19 protein-coding genes are annotated in these 20,136 nt (G+C 48.9%); 5 read left to right on the top strand and 14 right to left on the bottom strand.

Annotated elements, in window-relative coordinates; translation table 11 throughout:
• The first annotated feature begins 23 nt into the window (after window positions 1–23).
• The gene (locus OIR97_RS14145) at window positions 24–1,148 is read left to right on the top strand and encodes a protein-glutamate methylesterase/protein-glutamine glutaminase (protein WP_343052793.1); all 1,125 of its coding nucleotides are present in this window, start codon (window positions 24–26) and stop codon (window positions 1,146–1,148) included.
• Window positions 1,145–1,981 carry a CheR family methyltransferase gene (locus OIR97_RS14140; protein WP_169542903.1) on the top strand — a complete coding sequence of 279 codons (837 nt, stop codon included), beginning with the start codon at window positions 1,145–1,147 and terminating at the stop codon, window positions 1,979–1,981. Before OIR97_RS14145 ends, OIR97_RS14140 begins: the two co-directional genes overlap by 4 nt.
• Before the next feature lie 135 nt (window positions 1,982–2,116).
• Here OIR97_RS14140 and ctrA read toward each other — a convergent pair whose 3' ends face one another.
• A complete protein-coding gene (gene ctrA / locus OIR97_RS14135) occupies window positions 2,117–2,818 on the bottom strand; it encodes a response regulator transcription factor CtrA (protein WP_169542902.1) in 702 nt (233 codons plus the stop codon).
• A gap of 184 nt (window positions 2,819–3,002) precedes the next feature.
• On the opposite strand from ctrA, the gene fliI reads away from it, so the two are divergent.
• The 3 genes from fliI to OIR97_RS14120 all read left to right on the top strand — a co-directional run bounded on the left by fliI (window position 3,003) and on the right by OIR97_RS14120 (window position 5,284).
• Window positions 3,003–4,349 (top strand): flagellar protein export ATPase FliI, encoded by a 1,347-nt coding sequence (gene fliI, locus OIR97_RS14130; protein WP_169542901.1) that lies wholly within the window; start codon window positions 3,003–3,005, stop codon window positions 4,347–4,349.
• 85 nt (window positions 4,350–4,434) lie between these two features.
• Window positions 4,435–4,854 (top strand): hypothetical protein, encoded by a 420-nt coding sequence (locus tag OIR97_RS14125; RefSeq protein WP_219821523.1) that lies wholly within the window; start codon window positions 4,435–4,437, stop codon window positions 4,852–4,854.
• 4 nt (window positions 4,855–4,858) lie between these two features.
• Window positions 4,859–5,284, top strand: a complete 426-nt coding sequence (locus tag OIR97_RS14120) for a hypothetical protein (RefSeq protein WP_169542900.1) — start codon at window positions 4,859–4,861, stop codon at window positions 5,282–5,284.
• 6 nt (window positions 5,285–5,290) lie between these two features.
• Here OIR97_RS14120 and OIR97_RS14115 read toward each other — a convergent pair whose 3' ends face one another.
• From OIR97_RS14115 to OIR97_RS14055, 13 genes are all read right to left on the bottom strand, one after another.
• Window positions 5,291–7,135 (bottom strand): hypothetical protein, encoded by a 1,845-nt coding sequence (locus OIR97_RS14115; RefSeq protein ID WP_169542899.1) that lies wholly within the window; start codon window positions 7,133–7,135, stop codon window positions 5,291–5,293.
• A 15-nt stretch (window positions 7,136–7,150) separates the two neighbouring features.
• Window positions 7,151–7,960, bottom strand: coding sequence for a MinD/ParA family protein (locus tag OIR97_RS14110; protein WP_169542898.1), 810 nt, complete (start codon window positions 7,958–7,960; stop codon window positions 7,151–7,153).
• Window positions 7,957–9,141 (bottom strand): flagellar biosynthesis protein FlhF, encoded by a 1,185-nt coding sequence (locus OIR97_RS14105; protein WP_169542897.1) that lies wholly within the window; start codon window positions 9,139–9,141, stop codon window positions 7,957–7,959. Before OIR97_RS14105 ends, OIR97_RS14110 begins: the two co-directional genes overlap by 4 nt.
• A gap of 12 nt (window positions 9,142–9,153) precedes the next feature.
• Entirely contained in the window at window positions 9,154–11,265 is a 2,112-nt protein-coding gene (gene flhA / locus OIR97_RS14100; RefSeq protein WP_169542896.1) for a flagellar biosynthesis protein FlhA, read from the bottom strand.
• 39 nt (window positions 11,266–11,304) lie between these two features.
• Entirely contained in the window at window positions 11,305–12,693 is a 1,389-nt protein-coding gene (gene flbD / locus OIR97_RS14095; RefSeq protein WP_169542895.1) for a sigma-54-dependent transcriptional regulator FlbD, read from the bottom strand.
• A gap of 19 nt (window positions 12,694–12,712) precedes the next feature.
• The gene (locus tag OIR97_RS14090; RefSeq protein ID WP_169542894.1) at window positions 12,713–13,486 is read right to left on the bottom strand and encodes a motility protein A; all 774 of its coding nucleotides are present in this window, start codon (window positions 13,484–13,486) and stop codon (window positions 12,713–12,715) included.
• A gap of 13 nt (window positions 13,487–13,499) precedes the next feature.
• Window positions 13,500–13,784, bottom strand: a complete 285-nt coding sequence (gene fliN / locus OIR97_RS14085) for a flagellar motor switch protein FliN (RefSeq protein ID WP_343052792.1) — start codon at window positions 13,782–13,784, stop codon at window positions 13,500–13,502.
• Between the two features lie 154 nt (window positions 13,785–13,938).
• Window positions 13,939–14,580: a FliH/SctL family protein gene (locus tag OIR97_RS14080; RefSeq protein ID WP_169542893.1), complete on the bottom strand. Its 642-nt coding sequence runs from the start codon at window positions 14,578–14,580 to the stop codon at window positions 13,939–13,941.
• A gap of 12 nt (window positions 14,581–14,592) precedes the next feature.
• Window positions 14,593–15,606, bottom strand: a complete 1,014-nt coding sequence (fliG, locus tag OIR97_RS14075) for a flagellar motor switch protein FliG (protein ID WP_169542892.1) — start codon at window positions 15,604–15,606, stop codon at window positions 14,593–14,595.
• A 14-nt stretch (window positions 15,607–15,620) separates the two neighbouring features.
• Entirely contained in the window at window positions 15,621–17,336 is a 1,716-nt protein-coding gene (gene fliF, locus OIR97_RS14070; protein WP_169542891.1) for a flagellar basal-body MS-ring/collar protein FliF, read from the bottom strand.
• 233 nt (window positions 17,337–17,569) lie between these two features.
• A complete protein-coding gene (sciP, locus tag OIR97_RS14065) occupies window positions 17,570–17,869 on the bottom strand; it encodes a CtrA inhibitor SciP (protein WP_169542890.1) in 300 nt (99 codons plus the stop codon).
• Between the two features lie 152 nt (window positions 17,870–18,021).
• Window positions 18,022–19,350, bottom strand: coding sequence for a flagellar hook protein FlgE (gene flgE / locus OIR97_RS14060; RefSeq protein WP_169542889.1), 1,329 nt, complete (start codon window positions 19,348–19,350; stop codon window positions 18,022–18,024).
• Between the two features lie 61 nt (window positions 19,351–19,411).
• A complete protein-coding gene (locus OIR97_RS14055; protein ID WP_169542888.1) occupies window positions 19,412–20,113 on the bottom strand; it encodes a flagellar hook assembly protein FlgD in 702 nt (233 codons plus the stop codon).
• Window positions 20,114–20,136: the final 23 nt, after the last annotated feature.

Raw genomic sequence — 20,136 nt, 5'->3', positions numbered from 1 at the left:
TAGTAAAAGAAACAGATGGTAAAATGCAACATCCCTATCGGGTAATGATCGTTGACGATTCCGCTGTGATCAGAGGTTTTCTGACCCGATGGCTGAAAGACGAAGAGTCAATTGAAGTTGTTGCTTCTGCAAGTAATGGCGTATATGCCCTTCGTGAGTTTGAGCGGGCGCGGCCTGAAGTCGTTGTTCTGGACATTGAGATGCCAGAGATGGATGGTATGACTGCCCTGCCAAAATTGATCGAGATGGATGCCGATGTAAAAGTGATCATGGCGTCAACCTTGACCTTACGAAATGCCAATATCAGCATGCAGGCAATGGCCAAAGGCGCGGCAGACTATATTCCAAAGCCTGAAAGCACACGCGAAGCCAAAGACAAAGACAATTTCCAACGGGAACTTGTTGAGAAGATCAAGGCGCTGGGGGCAACCCGTCGCAAAAAATCTGGTCAGGCGGCGCCTTCATCAGATGGGCAGGTCAAACGGCCAACGGCCTCTGCTGAGCCGGTTAAGAAGAGTTTATATCGAAATACAACGGTAACATTACGCCCGAATAAAGCGATTGGATTGCCGCAGGCGCTGGCAATCGGGTCATCCACAGGTGGACCGCAGGCACTATTTTCGGTTTTCGAAAAGTTAAAAGGCAAAATTTCTTTGCCCATCTTTGTAACTCAACATATGCCTGCCACATTTACAGCAATTCTTGCCGAACACCTGACCAAAATCTTCGGATTGCCTGTTGCAGAGGGCATTGATGGAGAAAAGGTTGTTGGCAATAGAGTTTATCTGGCGCCAGGAGATTGGCATATGACGGTAAAGAAAGACGGTACGGACACGGTTCTGAGTTTGAATCAAAACCCCCCTGAAAATTTCTGCCGTCCCGCAGTGGACCCAATGTTGCGTAGCCTGATCGATGTTTACGGATCTCGCGTTCTGACTGTAATTTTGACAGGAATGGGACATGATGGATTAAAGGGAAGTGAACTCCTTTCGCAGGCTGGCGGTACCCTTATTGCACAAGACGAAGCGTCAAGTGTTGTCTGGGGCATGCCTGGAGCCGTCGCAACAGCCGGCTTATGCAATTCCGTTCTTCCAATACAGGATATTCCAGCAGCAATTGAAAACGCAGTTATGGGGAGGCCTCTATGAACACTCAGGACTTCCAACTTTTAAGCGGTATTGTTTTTGAACGGTCCGGCTTGGTTTTGACAGAAGAAAAAGTTTATCTTCTTGAAAGCCGCCTTGTTCCGTTGGCCCGTCAAAGAGGAATGAACACCCTTGAAGATCTGGCAAACGAACTTCGCCGGACGAATGACGAGAAGCTGAAAGAAGAAATAACTGAAGCAATGACGACGAATGAGACGTTTTTCTTCAGAGACACAAAACCGTTCGACATCTTCAAGGAAACTGTACTGCCCCGCCTGCTAGAAACCCGCAGTTCAAAGAAATCCTTACGGATTTGGAATGCGGCCTGTTCGTCTGGGCAAGAGCCTTACTCGGTGGCAATGCTTCTAAAAGAAGAAGCGGCCAAGATGGCAGGCTGGCGCGTAGAAATTCTTGCTACTGATATATCCAATGAGGTTCTGGAAAAAGCCAAAGCCGGATTATATTCTCAGTTCGAAGTGCAGCGGGGCCTGCCGATCCAGCTGCTGATTAAATATTTTCAGCAGATGGGCGAAATGTGGCAGATTGACAGCTCTATCCGCGCGATGGTCAAATTTCAGAAAATGAACCTTTTGGACAACCTTGCCCTTCTTGGCAGTTTCGACGTGATCTTCTGTCGTAACGTCCTGATTTATTTCGATCATGAAACCAAAGGGAAAGTGCTTACCCAAATGCACAAAATTCTTGAAAAAGACGGTGCGTTGTTCTTGGGGGGTGCCGAGACTGTCTTGGGTATTTGCGATGAGCTTAAACCGATTACCGGCCTGAAAGGTGTGTATACATCAGCGTCAGCCGGAATGATGGCGCAAACAGGGTAGGCGTAGAACGACAGGCCGCCTCTTGATGTTTCGTTTGTGTTCAAAGTTCCGCTGGATTGCTTAACTCTAGAATTTGCTCAATAAAAAACCGCATTTGACAGTGTCAGATGCGGTTTTTTTTGATTGAATTGGTGTTTAACTGGCCTTGGCTTGATTGCCTTCATCCGGATCACGCAACACGTAACCACGTCCCCAGACTGTTTCAATATAGTTGTCGCCGTTTGTGGCCGATGCAAGTTTCTTACGGAGCTTACAGACAAATACATCGATGATCTTCAGTTCAGGCTCGTCCATACCGCCATAAAGATGATTTAGAAACATCTCTTTGGTCAGGGTCGTTCCTTTGCGAAGGCTGAGTAACTCCAGCATGCCGTATTCTTTACCGGTAAGGTGAAGGCGCTGCCCATCGACCTCGACAGATTTAGAATCAAGATTAACAGTCAGTTTTCCTGTGTTAATTGTGGACTGTGCATGACCTTTCGAGCGTCGGACGATGGCGTGTATCCGTGCCACAAGTTCGTCCTTGTTAAAAGGTTTGGTTAGATAATCATCTGCACCAAAGCCCAGCCCCTTAACCTTATCATCCGGTTCAGACATGCCTGACAGGATTAAGATAGGTGTCGACACTTTAGCTGTTCTCAGTTTCTTTAAAACATCGTAACCGGACATATCAGGGAGACCAAGGTCCAGAATGATGATGTCATAGTCATACAGCTTACCAAGATCCACGCCCTCTTCGCCGAGATCCGTGGAATATACGTTGAGCCCTTCTGCATTCAGCATCAATTCGATGCCTCTCGCCATTGAGCTGTCGTCTTCGATCAATAATACCCGCATTGAGATAAACCTCCTGTAAGGCGATATTGTTAACATTTTAACTTAATAAAAGGTAAATGCCATAAATAAAAATTAACTAAAATTAACAGGGGGTGCGGATTTATCCTTAACCAAACCTTAAAAATTAGATGTCAGTATGCTCTCATTCGATAAGAAATCCTATTAACGGTGCTGTGGAGACGTCGTGCTAAGTGTAATTTCTGAAATTCATCGAGTGAGTCCTGAACAGTTTTATGGCCGGGTTGCGGGCATTCAGGGACTGCTTGTCGAGGTGGGCGGTATTCAGCGCCACTTAAGCATTGGTAGTCGCGTTGAATTGTTGGCTCGCGGGAATAATCTGGTGCCATGTGAAGTTGTTGGATTTCGAAATGACCGGGCTTTACTGATGCCGTTCGGATCGCTGGATGGGATCGGCATGGGGTGCAAGGCGCTGATAGCAGAACAGGATCCTGTCATCTATCCCGATGCAAGTTGGCTTGGCCGAGTGGTGAATGCCATGGGTGAGCCGGTAGACGGGGGGCCGCCGCTTCGAAAAGGAAATATTGGGGTCGCGCTCAAAAGTCTCGCGCCGCCTGCGCATTCCCGGCAACGGGTGGGCGGAAAAATCGATTTGGGTGTGCGCTCGCTAAATTCATTTGCGACTTGCTGCCGGGGCCAACGGATGGGCATTTTTGCTGGTTCTGGTGTTGGTAAATCAGTTCTTTTATCCATGCTTGCGCGGAATACAGCCGCGGATGTGAATGTGATTGGCCTGATTGGGGAACGGGGACGCGAGGTTCAGGAATTTCTTGAAGATGATTTGGGTCCTGAAGGCCTTGCCCGCAGTATTGTTGTTGTTGCTACATCTGATGAGCCGGCCCTGATGCGCCGACAGGCTGCTTATCTGACCCTTGCGCTCTCTGAATATTTCAGGGATCTGGATAAGGATGTTCTGTGTTTGATGGATAGTGTAACCCGTTTTGCCATGGCGCAGCGCGATGTTGGCCTCTCCGGGGGCGAACCACCAGCCAGCAAAGGCTACACGCCTACTGTTTTCAGTGAATTGCCCAAGCTGCTTGAAAGAGCAGGGCCTGGACCCGGTAAAGGAACCATTACAGGGTTGTTTACTGTTTTGGTCGAAGGCGATGATCATAATGAGCCGGTCGCGGATGCTGTACGCGGTATCCTTGATGGGCATATTGTAATGGAACGGAAAATTGCAGAACGGGGCCGGTATCCGGCAATTAATGTTTTGAAATCTGTGTCGCGCACAATGCCTGGCTGTAACAATGAAGAAGAGAACCAGATTGTTAGTGTCGCAAAACAGTTATTGTCCACTTATGACGACATGTCAGAAATGATTCGCCTGGGGGCGTATCGGCGTGGAACAGATCCGAATGTTGATGCCGCAATGTTCTATTTCCCCTTGTTGGAAAAATTCATGTCTCAGCAAAAAGAAGAAAATACCAGCCTTGAGGACTGCTACGCTGAACTTGCTCGCATTCTGAATACAGAAATGACGGTTGAGCAGGAAGAATTTCAACAAAACTAAAAATTATTTCCTGCCTTGATAACCTTTTGGAAATCATCGTTGCGTACTGTTGCTAGTGAACAGCCCAGTGAAAAGGAATGCGAAAATGTCAGATGTTGACAAACTCGAGGGGATCATGAAACGCCACGCTAAAATTCGCAAAGCTCCCTATCGGGATATGCTTTCATTTTTTGATTATGGGCATTTACCGACGAGTCTCCAGCAGTTCAGCAAGCCTTTTCACACGCTGGCGCATTCACTTGTTGATGCGTTGCCGGATCATCCGCAAAAAATGATTGCCTTGCAGCGTCTGCTGGAAGCAAAGGATGCCTCGGTTCGCATTGCTGTTGCCAGTTCGATAGAGAATCGGGAGCAAACAAAGCTCAAAATAGCTAAGGGATATGGAAGCGGTCAGTCGGCGGAAGAAATATATGCGGGCTTAAAAAAGGACAATCCGGATACAAAGCTGAAACTAGAGCAGGTTGAAGAATATATTCTGTTATTACAAGGCGAAGCGGAGGCATAAGTTGGTGGCAAATGGCATTACAAATCTGATCCGCATCCATAAATGGAAATTGGACGAAAAACGTCGGGCAATTTCCGATATGGAGCACCTGCTTGCCGGTTTTCAGGACCAGCTTGCTAAGCTCGATCGAGAGCAAGAAGTGGAGCAACGGATAGCATCAGAAAGTGCAGAGACGGGTTTTGCCTATGCCAATTATGCGAAAGCTGCAAAGGCGCGTCGGCAGAATTTGATTGCGAGCATTGAAGAAACAGAACAGATGGTCGCGATTGCACAAGAAGAAGTTGCCGAAATCTTTCAGGATCTTAAAAAGTACGAAATTTCTGAGGAAACCCGCCTGCGTTTGCTAAAAGAGCAGCAAAACAAGCGACTACAGGAAGAAATGGACGCCCTGTCCATCGAAATGCATCGCCGGAAGATGGTCAGCGGATAGCGAGCATCATGTGCGAATGAATTCAGGCCCGGTATTTTCCCATTCTTCCGTCGGATGAACCGGGAACGGCATGATTTTCTGAAAAACAAGGCTTCCTTTAATTCCTGTTATTTCAAGGTTCGTCGTGAATATTTCGCCCACTTGTTGTTTTAAGGTGTCTTCAACAGGAAGCTGAGATCTGAAAACCAAATCAAAACGGGCATCCTTGAATAAGCCATCCAATTGCACAGGACCAGTTTTCGTTAAATCCAGTTCAATAACAAACCGGGTTGATTCGCGTTCATTGGTGTCCGGGTTTTCATGATGCTGGCGGTAATACATTTTGATCTGTCGTAACGCGTGTTCATGAAGGAAGGGAAATGAAAATAGTTTCCAGTCCTGACCACCACTATCGGTGTTCAATCGCGCAAATGTTGAGAAATCATCGTCGAGCTTTTGAAGGAGATTTCTGTTGCCCGTACTTTCAAGCGACCGCCTGAACTCCTGACCAAGCCATTTATCCATAGATCCACCATTTAATGCAGAAATTAAAAACAGAAGACTGCTGGCAAGCTGGTTATTGGCCGTTGGAATTCGGGTGTTCATCAGGGCGGCTGCCTGCTCTGGATTTTGCAGCGCAAGCAGGTTCATTGCTGCGCGCAGATTTTCCCAATCGTTCAGAATTGCCAAGTGGGGAATTTTAAAGATGCCTGTGGCTGTGGGAGGTGTTGTAAGTGGAAAAGTTTGCAAATCTTCCCGAAAAGCGGCCGTTATCTGTACGCCCACTTGCGGCGCGGTTTGGGCCGAATATTGAACATTACCAAGCCCTTGAACTAGCGCCGTAACATTTGACACAGCAATATTTTGGCCCATTCCAGTAATTTTTGGCGTCGTCGCGCTTGTTATAACGCCGTTTAAAGCTAGTGACGCGGCCGGAAGGGAGGCTTTTGCTGAATTCGGCGCGATGGATAACGATATTTTTTCGCCGCTGGTCAGGGCGCCAAATCGTGTAAGAGGGTTTTGATCAGTATTAAGCACGGTTGCCCGCACCAATATAACCGAACCTTCAGGGATCGGATCCATTCTGGTTGCCATGGGATTAACAGATGGCGGTATAAAGGGAATGCCGGGTGATTTGGTATGTGCATAGGCGGCGACGCCAGACTGAGCAGATTGTCCGCCAGGAACCTTTCCGTCGCCAACATTCATCGATGCCAACGGCACTGAAACATTCGAAAAGTTACTTCCGGGCGTTGGTGCTGGTGCTGTTGTCTGAGCGGTTGCCTGTGACGGAGCCGGTGCTGTTGTTGTCGTGGATGACGTTGATGCCGCCGCCGCCGATGCCGATGGGTGTGCTTGCGACAACGAGGGTGTTTTGTGCCCCAAAATTTCCGCAAGGTTTTTTGAAAGAGCAGGCAGGTCGGCGGTTTTTGGAATCTGGCCGGATCCATATCCTTCCAGAGGAGTTCGTGCCGGTACAATGGACAGCAGTTTGACAGAAGGAGGTGCGGCGAGCTTTTCACCATTGATCGCAATAATCCTGGCGACGATCAATTCGTCAACCGTGTCGACCTCCAGAACGATGTGCGCGCCAACCGGTAACGGGTTTGCTGTTGTCATTCTGAAGTTGCCAATCTCTGCATGGAGCATGGTATCACCACCGGATGCCCGGGCGGTTACAATGGCCGCAATTCGCGCCCCTTCAGAAAGATCAGAAACGCTGGAGGCATGTGGAATCGTCGAACCCGTTCCCCCTCCTGTAGGGGATGTGGGTGTGACCGGGGTGATCTGCTGTTGTGTAGAAGATGCCCCTCTATTGGTGTCAACAGACGGTGTGACTGCACCACCAGGTGTCGATTTTATCCCGCTCATAGTGCCTTTCTGTCATTAAACAGAACTCCGGATTAACGAAGCCGCTATGGCTTCGATATCAGCTGCTGCCGGGCTTGTCGGATAACGACTTAATAATGCGGCCTGCGACCGAATAGCACCTGCAACCCTATCATCCTGTTGAACAATACCGGCAAGCGGTGGGTCCAATTTCAGAAAATTGCGGCAGGCGGTAAGTAGTTTATCATAGACTTTTTGCCCGTCATTCTTTGACTTTACCATATTTACTAGAATTCTGGTATCAGAACCGTTTTGTTGCTGATGAGTCACTTTGATGAAGGCATAAGCATCTGTAAGAGAGGTCGGTTCTCCATTTGTGACGACCAGCTTTGGTCCGGAGGCCGATGCTAATGTGCGAACCGCTTCATCAATACCAGCACCAAGATCAAGAATAATAAAATCGTAGACACTTCCCAAGCGAATGAGTTCCTGATGGATAGCGCTAAGATGCTCACTATCGAGAGTACCCAGCGACCCCGAACCAGACCGTCCTGCAATAATGTCGAAATTACCTTCCTCATAATGAAAGGCCACTTCAGATAATTTCTTGTCCCCGGCAATCACCGACGCCAGATCAAATTCCGGCATGAGTCCCAGTTGGATATCCACATTAGCGAGGCCAACATCACCGTCGAATAACAATACTTTTTTACCGGCATTTGCCAGCGCATGTGCAAGGCTGGTGGACAGGATTGTTTTACCGACGCCCCCTTTACCGGAAGCAACGGTGATTAGATTTTTCCCGGTTCCCTGTGTCGCAGGATGCGCATCAGGGCGTTGTGTCATTGGGCTTTCTAGTTCTGTCATTTTGTTGCCTTGCTAAATTCGTTACTGATGTCAGATTGGGTCGGATCTCTGAGGATCAGTCGTGCCAGGTTGACGGGGGTAATTGCATGTAATCCTGTCGCAACTGCTGGGGACACACTCGCGTAGGAAAAGCTTAAATTTGCGGTATCTGCGGCGGTAAATAATCCACCATACCGGCGGGTTGTATCTAACCGTGTTGCGATAAGGCGTTTCGCGCCAATTGAAGCAAAGCGATTTGCCATGTCACTCATTTCGGAGCTGTCGGTTCCAGCCGCCAGCACAGCGACGGCTTCACCCTGTGCTGCGATGATTTTGGCGGTCAGGTCTCCAACCTCTTCTTCATCATATGGATTAATGCCGCCCGTATCGATAAGGGTGTGGGTGCCGTCCTTAAACTTCCTGTTCTGCATTAGTTTATGAAGGGCTTCAGCATTTTCAACCACGTGCAGATGCAAACCCAGAATATCGGTGAACGATTTCAGTTGGTCGACGGCACCAGCACGGCTCATGTCCGTTGTAATAACATTGACATCCCGGTTTTCCATTTTCGCGGACGCTGCCATTTTTGCAATTGTCATCGTTTTACCAACCCCGGGAGGCCCGATTAACATCAAGGGTGCTTTGCGGGCAGAAAATCGCGGTGAGTATTTAAAATGGCGATCCAGTGAGGCAGCCAGCGCCAATGCCAGATCATCGGTTTCAACCGACAGGGCTGTTCTGCAAATGCGTTCTGCAAGCAGCGTTGGAATGCCGTGATATGCCATTGCGCGAACCAGCATTTCCATGTCGGGCGTGACGGCCTCGGCCTTAGGCTTTTCAGGGGCCGCTTTTGGCGCCACGTCGCGCGATTTTTGGACAGTCTTGGTTTGCTTCGCCGTAACAAAGGGCTTCGGCTCAGGTGTTGGATCAATTGGCCTAGAGGCTACTTTCGTTGCCGCCGCTTTCTTTGGCTTTTGTTGATCCGCTTCCAATTTCCAGTCGCTATCCCAACCGGAAGCCCAATTATCTTCCAGTTTTATTTTTTGCGGTGTCGGATCCGGTTGTTCAATCGCCGCCGTTACCTGAATTTCTCCGGTAGGCAGATCCTGAGTCGCCAGAATGATGGCTTCATCACCCAGAGAAAGGCGAACCTTATTCATGGCGTCTGTAACCGTTGGTCCAGTGAAGGATTTTATACGCATCCTTTAGTTTCCCTAGACTTGCGAAAGTGTTTTAAGTTTTGCTTTTGGGTGAATTTCGTTCTGCGACATGACCACAGTTGACGGCCTGAACCTTTCAACGATCGAGCGAACATAAGGGCGAATTCCCGGGCTTGTCAGAAGAACTGGATTGTGCCCCTGCTGGGCAAGGGTATCAAAAATTTCGCGTACATTGCCAATGAATTCCTGCAATAGGCTAGGGGCCATGGACAATTGTTTTTCTTCACCTTGTCCAACAAGGCTTTCTGCAAAATTCTGTTCCCATTGCGGGGACAGGGTGACAAGCGGAATAAAACCATCCATCGCAGTATTTGTCGCAGAAATCTGGCGGGCCAAGCGTGCGCGTACATGTTCAGTAATCATATTGATATTCTGAGTGTACCCACAGGCTTCTGAAATTCCTTCAAGAATGGTCGCCAGATCCCGTACAGAGATGCGCTCCGTCAAAAGGTTCTGAAGAACACGCTGAACCCCGCTTACAGAAATCATTGTCGGGATCATGTCGGCCACCAGTTTCTGATGTGCTTTTGGAAGTTCATCCATCAACTTCTGCGTTTCCGCATAAGAGAGCAGATCAGGCATATGGTCTTTCATAAGCTCGGTCAGGTGAGTGGTGATGACGGTCGCCGGGTCAACGACGGTGTAGCCACGGAAGGAGGCTTCTTCGCGTTGTCCTTCGTCCACCCAGACGGCAGGAAGGCCAAAAGTTGGTTCCGTTGTCTCTTCACCCGGCAGGTCGATTGGAAGACCTTGTGGGTCCATAACCAACAGGTGGTTCGGGCGGACGTTGCCTTCACCGGCCTCCAGTTCTTTCACGCGAATGACATAGTTATTGGCTGGCAACTGCATGTTATCCAGAATGCGGACACTGGGCATCACAAATCCCATATCGCTTGCGATCTGCCGACGAAGAGCCTTGATCTGGTCGGTCAGGCGATATCCTTCATTGTCATTGATGAGTGTTAGGAGGCCATAACCGAGCTCTAGCCTCAAGTCGTCAATGGCCAATGCCGTTGAGATCGGCTCTTCTGCAGGCACGGCCTCCTTCTGTTCTTCCAGAAGTTGCTGCTGTTCATCCTCTGCAACCTGTTCTCGTTGTCTGGACATCACGAAGGCGGCGTAGCCAGTTCCTGCGGCCAGCAGAAGGAAGGGAAGCATCGGGATGCCGGGTAACAGGGCAAGGGAAATCAATAAAAATGAACTGACACCAAGTGCCCGTGGATAGCCGCCAAGCTGCCCGATAAGCGCCTTGTCTGCCGTTCCGACAACACCCCCGCGGGATACAAGCATACCTGCGGCAACAGACACGATAAGTGCTGGAATCTGACTGACCAGACCATCGCCAACGGTAAGAAGAGTATAACTTTCTGCTGCTTGAGAGAAAGTAATTCCCTGCTGTGCAACGCCGACAATGATGCCGCCAATTATGTTGATGAATGTAATCAGCAGGCCCGCAATGGCGTCACCACGAACAAATTTTGAAGCACCATCCATCGATCCGAAAAAGGCACTCTCATCTTCCAGTTCTTTCCGTCTGGCCCGAGCAGTATTTTCATCAATCATCCCTGCAGACAAATCGGCGTCGATCGCCATTTGTTTACCGGGCATTGCGTCCAGAGAAAACCGTGCTGCGACTTCGGCGATACGGCCTGAACCCTTTGTAATAACGACAAAATTTACAATCACCAGAATGGCAAAGACGATAATACCAATTACGAAATTACCGCCCATGACAAAGTCACCAAAGGCTTCAATAACACTACCAGCAGCCCCGGGACCTGTATGGCCTTCGGATAAAATCAATCGTGTTGATGCAAGGTTAAGCGATAGGCGAAGCATGGTCGCAATCAACAAAACCGTTGGAAAAGACGAAAAATCCAAGGGCTTGCTGATAAACAGGCAGGTCATCAAAATGATGACCGAGAAGGTGATGGAGATCGCCAGGCTGAAGTCCAGAAGCCAGCTTGGCATCGGCAGAATAAGAACCACAAGGATCCCGACCACACCGAGGGCCAGGCCAATATCGCCCTGTCCCATAATCCTCGCCAGTTTTCCAAAAGATAACCCCTTTTGGTCTCCAGCAGGCTGTTGTTGGCTATCACTCATTTACATCAGGACTTTCTGTTTCCAACCGAAGGTCAGAGTTTAATAGAGTGCCCGCTGGGCAGTTCCCGCTTGAGGAACAGGGGTTCCTTCACCGGAATACAATTTCAATTTATTGCGCAACGTCCGAATGGAGATGCCAAGAATATTAGCCGCATGTGTCCGGTTTCCAAGGCAATGCTCGAGTGTATTCAGAATTAAGTCCTTTTCCACATCCGCGACGGTTCGGCCGACCAGCGCTGCCTCAGAGCCCTGACCCTCAGGAGAGCCAGCAGATCCGCTCGCCGAGGTGACGGAAGGAGTGCTGCTCATCGCAGAAGAGGGGATGTCACTGCCGTCAGGCATTAAGATTGCTTCCGGGCCGATATCCGGACCGGTTGCCAATAGAACGGCGCGGTGAATGCTGTTTTCCAGCTCCCGGACATTGCCCTGCCACGGATTCTTTTTCAGTTTGGCCATAGCGGCGTCACTTATTTCCCGTAATTCAATACCGTTCATTTCGGAATATTTTTTCACGAAATGTTTGGACAGCGTTACGACATCAGAAGGCCGTTGGCGCAACGGTGGAATTTTAAGGGTCACCACATTAAGGCGGAACAAAAGATCTTCGCGGAACGTTTTTTCCTGCACGGCTTCCGCCAGATTGCGGTTTGACGTTGCGAGAATGCGAATATCAACAGGGACCGGCTTAGTGCCGCCGACACGATCAATCACGCGTTCCTGAATAGCCCGTAGCAATTTGGCCTGGAGCGAAATGTCCATTTCGCTGATCTCATCGAGAAGAAGCGTGCCGCCATTGGCCTCTTCAAATTTACCAATGCGCCGAGCGATCGCGCCGGTAAAAGCCCCTTTTTCATGGCCAAATAATTCTGACTCAAGCAGGTTCTCTGGAATAGCAGCACAGTTCACACAGACAAAAGGTTTGTCCGCGCGGTTGCTTTTCGAATGCAGGTAGCTCGCCATAACCTCTTTACCGGTTCCGGTTTCTCCATTGATGAGAACGGAAGCCGCTGACGGGGCAATTTGATCGGCTAACTTGACAACTTCGGCCATTGCCGGGTCACTGAAGACAAGCTGAGAACTTTCTTCCGCGACGGCTTCAAGGACGGCGGCAATCAGTTCTGGATCTGGGGGCAGGGGAAGAAACTCTTTTGCGCCGGCCCGAATTGCATTGGCGGCTGCAGTGGCTTCTGTATTGACCCCGCAGGCAATGATAGGAAGATTGATCCGCTCATTGATCAGGCTTTCGACAAGATGACTGATCGCAAGATTGACGTCAATCATTGCCATATCGGCCCCTTTACCAGAACGCAGGGATGATAATGCCATTTCAATATCGTCCACCTGGCTTACCTTTGCCCCGCGTGACATTGCAATCTGACTAGCAGCACCGATTTGACCGTTTAGTGATCCAATTATAAGCAAACGCATCTGCTTACTCTCCTACAACTTATTTATAAAACTGCACGCGTTCTTCAGGCGGCAGCAATGTGTTAAGTACCATTTCGAGGCGGCGTGGGTTTTCTTGACGTCCAATAGACGTCGCCCCAGCGATATAGATACGGTTCATTAGAACTTCTTCAGCGGAATTCCGCTCCAGCTTGGTGGCGAGTGGGCTGAAAAACATATTTGCCAACACAGCCCCGTAGAATGTCGTTAATAGCGCAACAGCCATCGCCGGGCCAATCGCCGACGGGTCGTTCAGATTGCTCAACATTTGAACCAGGCCGACCAATGTGCCGATCAATCCCATTGCAGGCGCCACTTCTGCGGCTCTGTGCAGGATCCCCGCAGACGACGAGTGCCTGGCCATCATGCCGTTTAAATCGTTCATCAGGATACGGTTTACTTCTTCTGCAGGCAATCCGTCGACGACCAGTTGAAGGGCTTTATGCTGAAAGCTTTCCGTGCTCACAGACTGCAAATGGTTTTGCAGGTGCAGGACGCCTTTGCCCCGGCACTGCTCAGCAAGCTCAAGCATATTGACCGCAATGTCATTTGCTTTTCGGTTTGCAGTCAGAAGAGTTCTGAAAATCAGTTTTTGCGATCTCAGAACTTCCAGAATTGAAAAACTCATCATCGTAACCAGAAAGGTTCCCCCGATAACGATGAGGACAGAGGGCAGATTGTAGAAGGCTGTCATAGAGCCCCCGACAATAACAGCCGCTGTAACAACAGCGAAGCCGCCAAAAAGTCCAAAGAGTGTTGCGAAATCAAGATTCATTTTTGTTATTTTCCTATCGGCGGTCCGATTTGATGATTTCGGTCATCGTGACACCAAGGCGATCCTCAACCACAACAACCTCACCACGGGCAACCAATCTATTATTAACGTATATATCAATCGCTTCACCGACTTTGCGGTCTAGCTCTACTACCGCGCCACGGCCAAGCTTTAAAAGCTGACTGACCTGCATGCGTGATTTGCCCAGAACGGCCGATACATGAACGGGGATATCGAACACGGCTTCCAGATCGGCGGCTGTCCTTGAAATTTCTGAATCATCTGATGGCATGTCCATATTGGACGTGTCAGCGTTTTCACCGCCTTCAGCGTCTGGATCCATATTTGTGGTGTCACCAGCGTTCTCCGCTGTGAGCTCGTCCAATTCTAGATCTTCATTATCTGCCACAGTTCTTCTCCTTTAAGCACCAAGTCGAATATTGGTGAATTTTCTAATTGGTGTTGCCGCCAGACCGAACAAACCGGTCAACAATTTCACTGATTTTTTCCCGGGTGTCGTCCAGGTTCTTTTCCACGCCGCCGTCGGCCCATTCAACACGGCAATCCGCATTTTGTTTGGTATCATCGGGAAGCAAAATAACGTTGCCTTGAAACCCGGTTGCCTGAGTGAGTGTCTCTACTCTTTCGGATAGGGCATTACAAACAGGCTCACTGGCGCGGACAACGATCCGCGGCTCGTCGTGTAAATCGATCAAACAGTTTTCGATCATCTTCATTACTTCTTTTTCAGGATGAAGACTGATCAAGGCCGGTGCTAGCTTGTCAGCGATGGCATAGGCCATGCTTGCGGCTTCGCATCTCATATTTTCCAGCTGTCCAGTATGCTGTTGGCTTAATTGCTGCAACTGCTGGTTCATATTCTCCAGCACTTGCGTAATCGCGGCCTCAACACCGTTCAAGGCCTGAGCCTGACCTTCGGCAAATCCGGCTTGCTGTGCTTCCAGGCACAATGCCTGTTTATCTTCTTCGGTGTACAATAAGGGCGGCGCTTCCGGTTCCGTTTCCGTCTTCTTCGAAGGAATTGAAGCCGTCCCGAACTCAGTATCGAACAGAAATTTGGAGTTGCTACTCATAAACTAATGACCTTAATAAACCAGCTCATCATCACCGCCACTATCGGCAAGCATGATTTCACCTTTATCTGCCAAATCCTTTGCGACAGAGACAATTTCCATCTGTGCTTCATCTACGTCTTTCAGGCGAACAGGGCCCATGGCTTCCATATCTTCGCGCAGGATTTTTGCCGCGCGTTCAGACATATTGGTAAAAAATAGATCCCTTACTGCATCAGAGGCACCTTTCAGGCAAATGCCAAGACGGTCTTTATCGGCATTTCTAAGCAGTGTTTGAACACCAGCAGGATCCAGTTTCAACAGATCCTCGAAGGTGAACATCAGCGCCTTGATTTTTTCGGCGCTATCTCTGTTTCTCTCTTCCAGGGCGGCAATGAAGCGGCCTTCCGTGTTTCGGTCAAAGTTATTAAAAATATCGGCCATCATCTCATGGCTGTCGGCTTTGCTGGTCTTCGCAAGGTTGCTCATGAATTCACTGCGTAAGGTGTCTTCAATTTTATCAAGAACCTCTTTTTGTACAGACTCCATCTGAAGCATCCGGTTGACCACTTCCAACGAAAAGTCCTCGGGCAGTGTTGCGAGAACCTTGGCCGCGTGATCTGGATTAATTTTGCTCATGACCACAGCAACAGTTTGCGGATATTCGTTTTTCAAATAGTTGGCGAGGACGGCTTCGTTCACATTCGCCAGTTTGTCCCACATGGTTCGGCCGGCTGGTCCACGGATTTCCTCCATGATGCCTTCGACCTGGTCACTTGGTAACGACTTAAGCAGAAGACGCTCGGTGGCTTCATAGTTACCGATCAGGTTACCGGTTGACGAGATGCTGCCCGCAAATTCCATAAACAGGGCTTCCATAACTTCAGCTGGAACCGTACCTAATGAAGACATTGCCTGTGAAATTTCTTTGATTTCCTCGTCGTCCAAACGGTTCCAGATGGTTGCAGAATGCTCTTCACCAAGCGCCAGCATGAGGACGGCGGCTTTATCGGGACCTGAAAGTTGTTTAATATCTGAGATAGCCATAATTCTGTCCTGAATTAATTGTCTTGGTAAAGCCAGCTACGAACAATCGTGACCGCTTCATCTGGGTGTTTTTCAATGATTTCACCGACCTTTTTAAGGGCTGATGTTTTTACCTGACCTTCGACCTTGGCCATGTCGATCATTTCGTCGAGCTCTGTCAGTGTTTCCGACTGCAGGCCAGCTTCGCCGTCGGGTCCAGTGAGCACATTGCCGCCATCAACGCCACCACCTCCCGGGAGGGCAGCGGTTCCACCACCTGGAAGCGCACCGGCTAGGGCTCCCATTGAACCGTCAGCGCCAATAAGGGGGTCTGCTGTACTGTCGATATTCAAGGCGCGATTTAGAAGAGGGCGAACAACCAGCAACAATGCAAGGACTGCGACGATCGCGAGAACAGCCATTTCCCCCATTTTGAACAGGTCTTTTTTGTTCAAGCCCATGAAGATTTCTTCTTCCGCCGGGTCGCCTTCAATAACTTCGGTTGGGATCTGCACAAAGGGCATATTGACCACTTCCACCACGTCACCGCGTTCTTCATTAAACCCGATTGCGGATTTGACCAACGCGGAAACCTGTTCAAGCGCATCATTATCCAATGGCTCATAAGTCGTATTGCCGTCAGCATCGACAACGGCACGCCCGTTCACCAAAACAGCCACGGTAAGCCGCTGAATGAGGCCGGCTTCACGAACCTCGGTCGTTACGGTCTTGGAAATTTCGTAATTGACGGTTTCTTCTGTTCTGCTGGCTGAATTCTGGCTGGTCGTCCCGCCGCCATTTCCAGCGTCTGCTTCTGGAAGATTGTTGGCAACCGTTACGGTACCATCATTTCCGCCTTCCCCTTCATTTGCAGAGCTGGTTTCTTCGACGACCTGTGTCGAGCGAACAACCTGTCCATCAGGGTTATAGGTTTCAGACTGAACTGTTCTTTGATCAAAGTTAATGACGGCGCTTACTTCAGCGCGCACGTTGCCTTTACCAAGAGACCGCTCAAGAAGTGATTCAATCTGGTCTTTCAAGCGGCTTTCATGGGTAATGCGTAAATAATCAGTCTGACTGCCCATACCATTGCCGGGGGTATCTTTGCCATCGCCACGCGCCAGCAGATTTCCGCGATCATCAACGATTGAAATTCGGTTGGTGTTCAGCGTTGGGACAGCCGCTGCAACCAGATACTGGATGGCAGTAACCTGTTCTTCCATCAAACGACCTTTTAGCTTTAGGGCGATTGAGGCGGATGCTTCGCGTTTTTCGCGGCTAAAGACTTCTCTTTTAGGCAAAACCAGGTGTACACGTGCAGCAGAGACATTTTTCATGGCACGAATGGTCCGGCTCAATTCGCCTTCCAAAGCGCGAATGAGATTAACATTTTGGACAAAGTTAGTCGTGCCGAAGGTATCTGAACTGTCAAAGATCTCGTATCCGACCGAGCCACCGTTTGGAACACCATCCTGTGCCATCTGCAGGCGAATACGAGAAACCTGATCCGACGGAATTAAAATGCTTCGGCCATTATTGCTTAATTCGTAGGGAATATTCAATTCTTCAAGCTTACTGACAATCGCGCCTGAATCTTCAGCTTCCAAATTCCCATATAATAATTCGTAATTTGTGCTGCTGATTCTGGTTGCCATGAACATTATCAATGCGAGTAAACCAACAGCGACACCTGCAAGTATCGCTATTCGCACTGTTCCGAGGCTTTGGAGTAATTGGTTTAAACCGTTCACGCGGGCACCTATAAGCAAAAAGTATTGACGTCGAAGACTATCCTCTAGAACGGAATTTAGACTGACTTGATAAACAGAACGTTAACAAGCGGCAATATTTGCCCAGTAACAGGAAATTTTTGCCTATCTGTGTAAGTGTTTGAATTAGATAAGTAAAATAAAACGCAAAAAACCCGACGTTTAGACGCCGGGTTATAATCTTGCGGATGAATTCGTTATGGTAATGGGCGAGGTTAATCGCCGACGACCGGAAAACCGGGGGGACGGTATTGCTGTAAACGGGTTGTCCGTAAACCGGGGAGGCCGTGCTTATCAATAGCTTTCTGCCAGGATAAGAATTCCTCAACCGATAGTTTGTACCGATTACACGCATCATCCAGGCTGATCAGGCCGCCTCGAACAGCGGCCACGACCTCTGCTTTACGACGAATGACCCACCTCTTCGTGTTCTTTGGTGGCAGATCCTCTATTGTCATGGGCTTTCCGTCCAATCCAATGATCTGGCTAATTTTTATGTCAGTTTGGGACTGCATGTTGGCGCTACCTTGCTCCGACTTAACTTCCTATGAGGCCAATGTACCGCCGTGGATTTAACAAACCGCTAAAGAGGTTGGTTAATTTTTTGTTTCGCTCCCTTTTTCTGACTTAAGAGAGCGAAACATTAATTAAATCAATAGGTTAAAAGTTATCGTTTAATTCTGATCAATTCTTCAAGCATTTCATCAGCTGTCGTGATGATTTTACTTGCCGCTGAATATGACCTCTGGGTGACAATCATTCGGGTAAATTCTTCCGCAATATCCACCGTCGATGCCTCCGTTGCCGAGGAGATTATTCGACCGGCACCGCCAAGCGTGGCCTCTCGCAGGGTGAAGGTCCCTGATTCAGGGGTTTCGTCATACGCATTCCCGTCCTTATTGGTCAATTCATTAGGATTGGGGAAGGTCGCGACCGGTATTTTATAGATATAACGGGATGTACCATTATCGAATTTCGCAATAACGTTACCTTCTTCATCAATAAATACAGAGTTAAAGGCTCCGAAAAGCGCACCATTTACTTCTGATGAAACCAGTTCCGAGTTCCCAGCAAAACTGGTGAAGCCGTCCGACTGATCATCTGACCCGAAATTAAGGGTGATGTTTTGCGGGCTTGTAATACCTAATGTGGCGGCCCACGGGATTGTAATCGTATTCGTCTGGGTCGTATTACCAGAAGAAAGATCAAGGGTGCCGTCTGTGTTAAAGGACACGACCTCTGTGGACAAAACATCTTCTGTGCCGTCGTCGTCAAGATCCGCGGTGATTTCCACAGTCCATTCGTTCGGTGTGGCACCTGTTCCCGTTTTCAGGAAATTAAAACTGACGGAGTGAGCCGCGCCAACACTATCGTAGACTTGGAAAGAACGGACGAAATGAGGTGTCGTTGTGCCGTTTGTCATGTCGCCAGCAACATAACCCGCGCCAAAGCTTGCCTGAGTTTTTGCCAGGTTCATTTTAAGGCCAATAGTAGAGGTTGGCTCGGCGTTACCGGTCAAACCTGAAACGTTTACTGGCTCCAATGCAGATAGATCTGACTGGTTGGTTGGAATGTTTCCGTTTGGATCAATTTCCCATCCTTGCAGATAGTAACCCTGCGCGTTTCTCAGGCGGCCTTCGCTATCCGGCTCAAACGTTCCTGCGCGGGTAAACAGATAGTTACCGCCAGACTGAGTGGTGTCGGCCAGTGTGTGCACAACAAAGAACCCCTGACCAGCGAGGGCCATATTGGTACTGTTGGATGATCCGGTTACCAGCCCTTGGTGATCCACACGGGATGTCGGGTGAACTGTAACACCACCCGGACTATAAGTTGTGGCTGTTGCGCTTTCTGTTACCAGGGTAGAGAAGACAGCGCGCGTATCCTTATAGCCAATTGTATTGGCGTTGGAGATATTGTCTGAGATCATTCCCATGGACATGGATTGTGCTGCCAAGCCGGATACACCGGAAAACATTGCTGCTGTAAGACTCATTTTTTTACTCCTTTAGAATACTGCTTGCCTGCCATAAGCAATTTTAAATATGTGTATGACATCAGGATGCTCCTCCTGATGAATCTGGAACCTCAACAGAGGTGATATTTGAAAGTCCGATTGGAAGACCATTGACCATCAAAACGGGAACGCCATTGACTGTTTCTGCACTTGTTGCAAGTCCCTTGAAGTTAAAGGTGACGTCAGGAACACTGCCGCCCTCAGTCTTGGCATCGACGGTTAGGAAGTAAGTACCTTCCGGGGCCTGTCCACCGCCATTAATGGTACCATCCCAAGTGAAGGTATTCGGTCCTTTGCCCACACCATCCGTGTCATCGATGGTATAAACTTTGTTACCCGCTTCATCATAAATCGAGTAAGAGACTTCGTCAGCGGTAGCGCCAAACTCCATATTCCAGGTTGCTTCACCTTCGTCGAGCCCTGCAATATTGAGGTTCGATCCGATGGTTTTGCCCAGATAGTTAATAAGAATGGTTGCCTCATTATTCTGCTGGCTGATCGACTGCAGATTAATAAGTGCTTCCAGATTTTGGTTGGACGCAATGCTTTGCTCAACTTGTGTAAAGGAAACCAGCTGATTGGTAAATTCAGTTGAATCTGTTGGGTTCAGCGGATCCTGATTTTGCAGTTGTGTTGTCAACAGGGTCAGGAAGTCATCGAAGTTATCGGCAAGCTTGACCGCAGATTGGCCCGCCTTCGACTCCTCGTTATAGTATTGGGCATTTGCCTCGGAAATATTCATTAACGTTACTCCTGTTTCCGGAT

This window comes from Sneathiella aquimaris (genome assembly GCF_026409565.1).
Taxonomy (GTDB): Bacteria; Pseudomonadota; Alphaproteobacteria; order Sneathiellales; family Sneathiellaceae; genus Sneathiella; species Sneathiella aquimaris.
The sequence above is the reverse complement of the archived record's forward strand: the minus strand, read 5'-3'. Positions and strand labels throughout refer to the sequence as shown.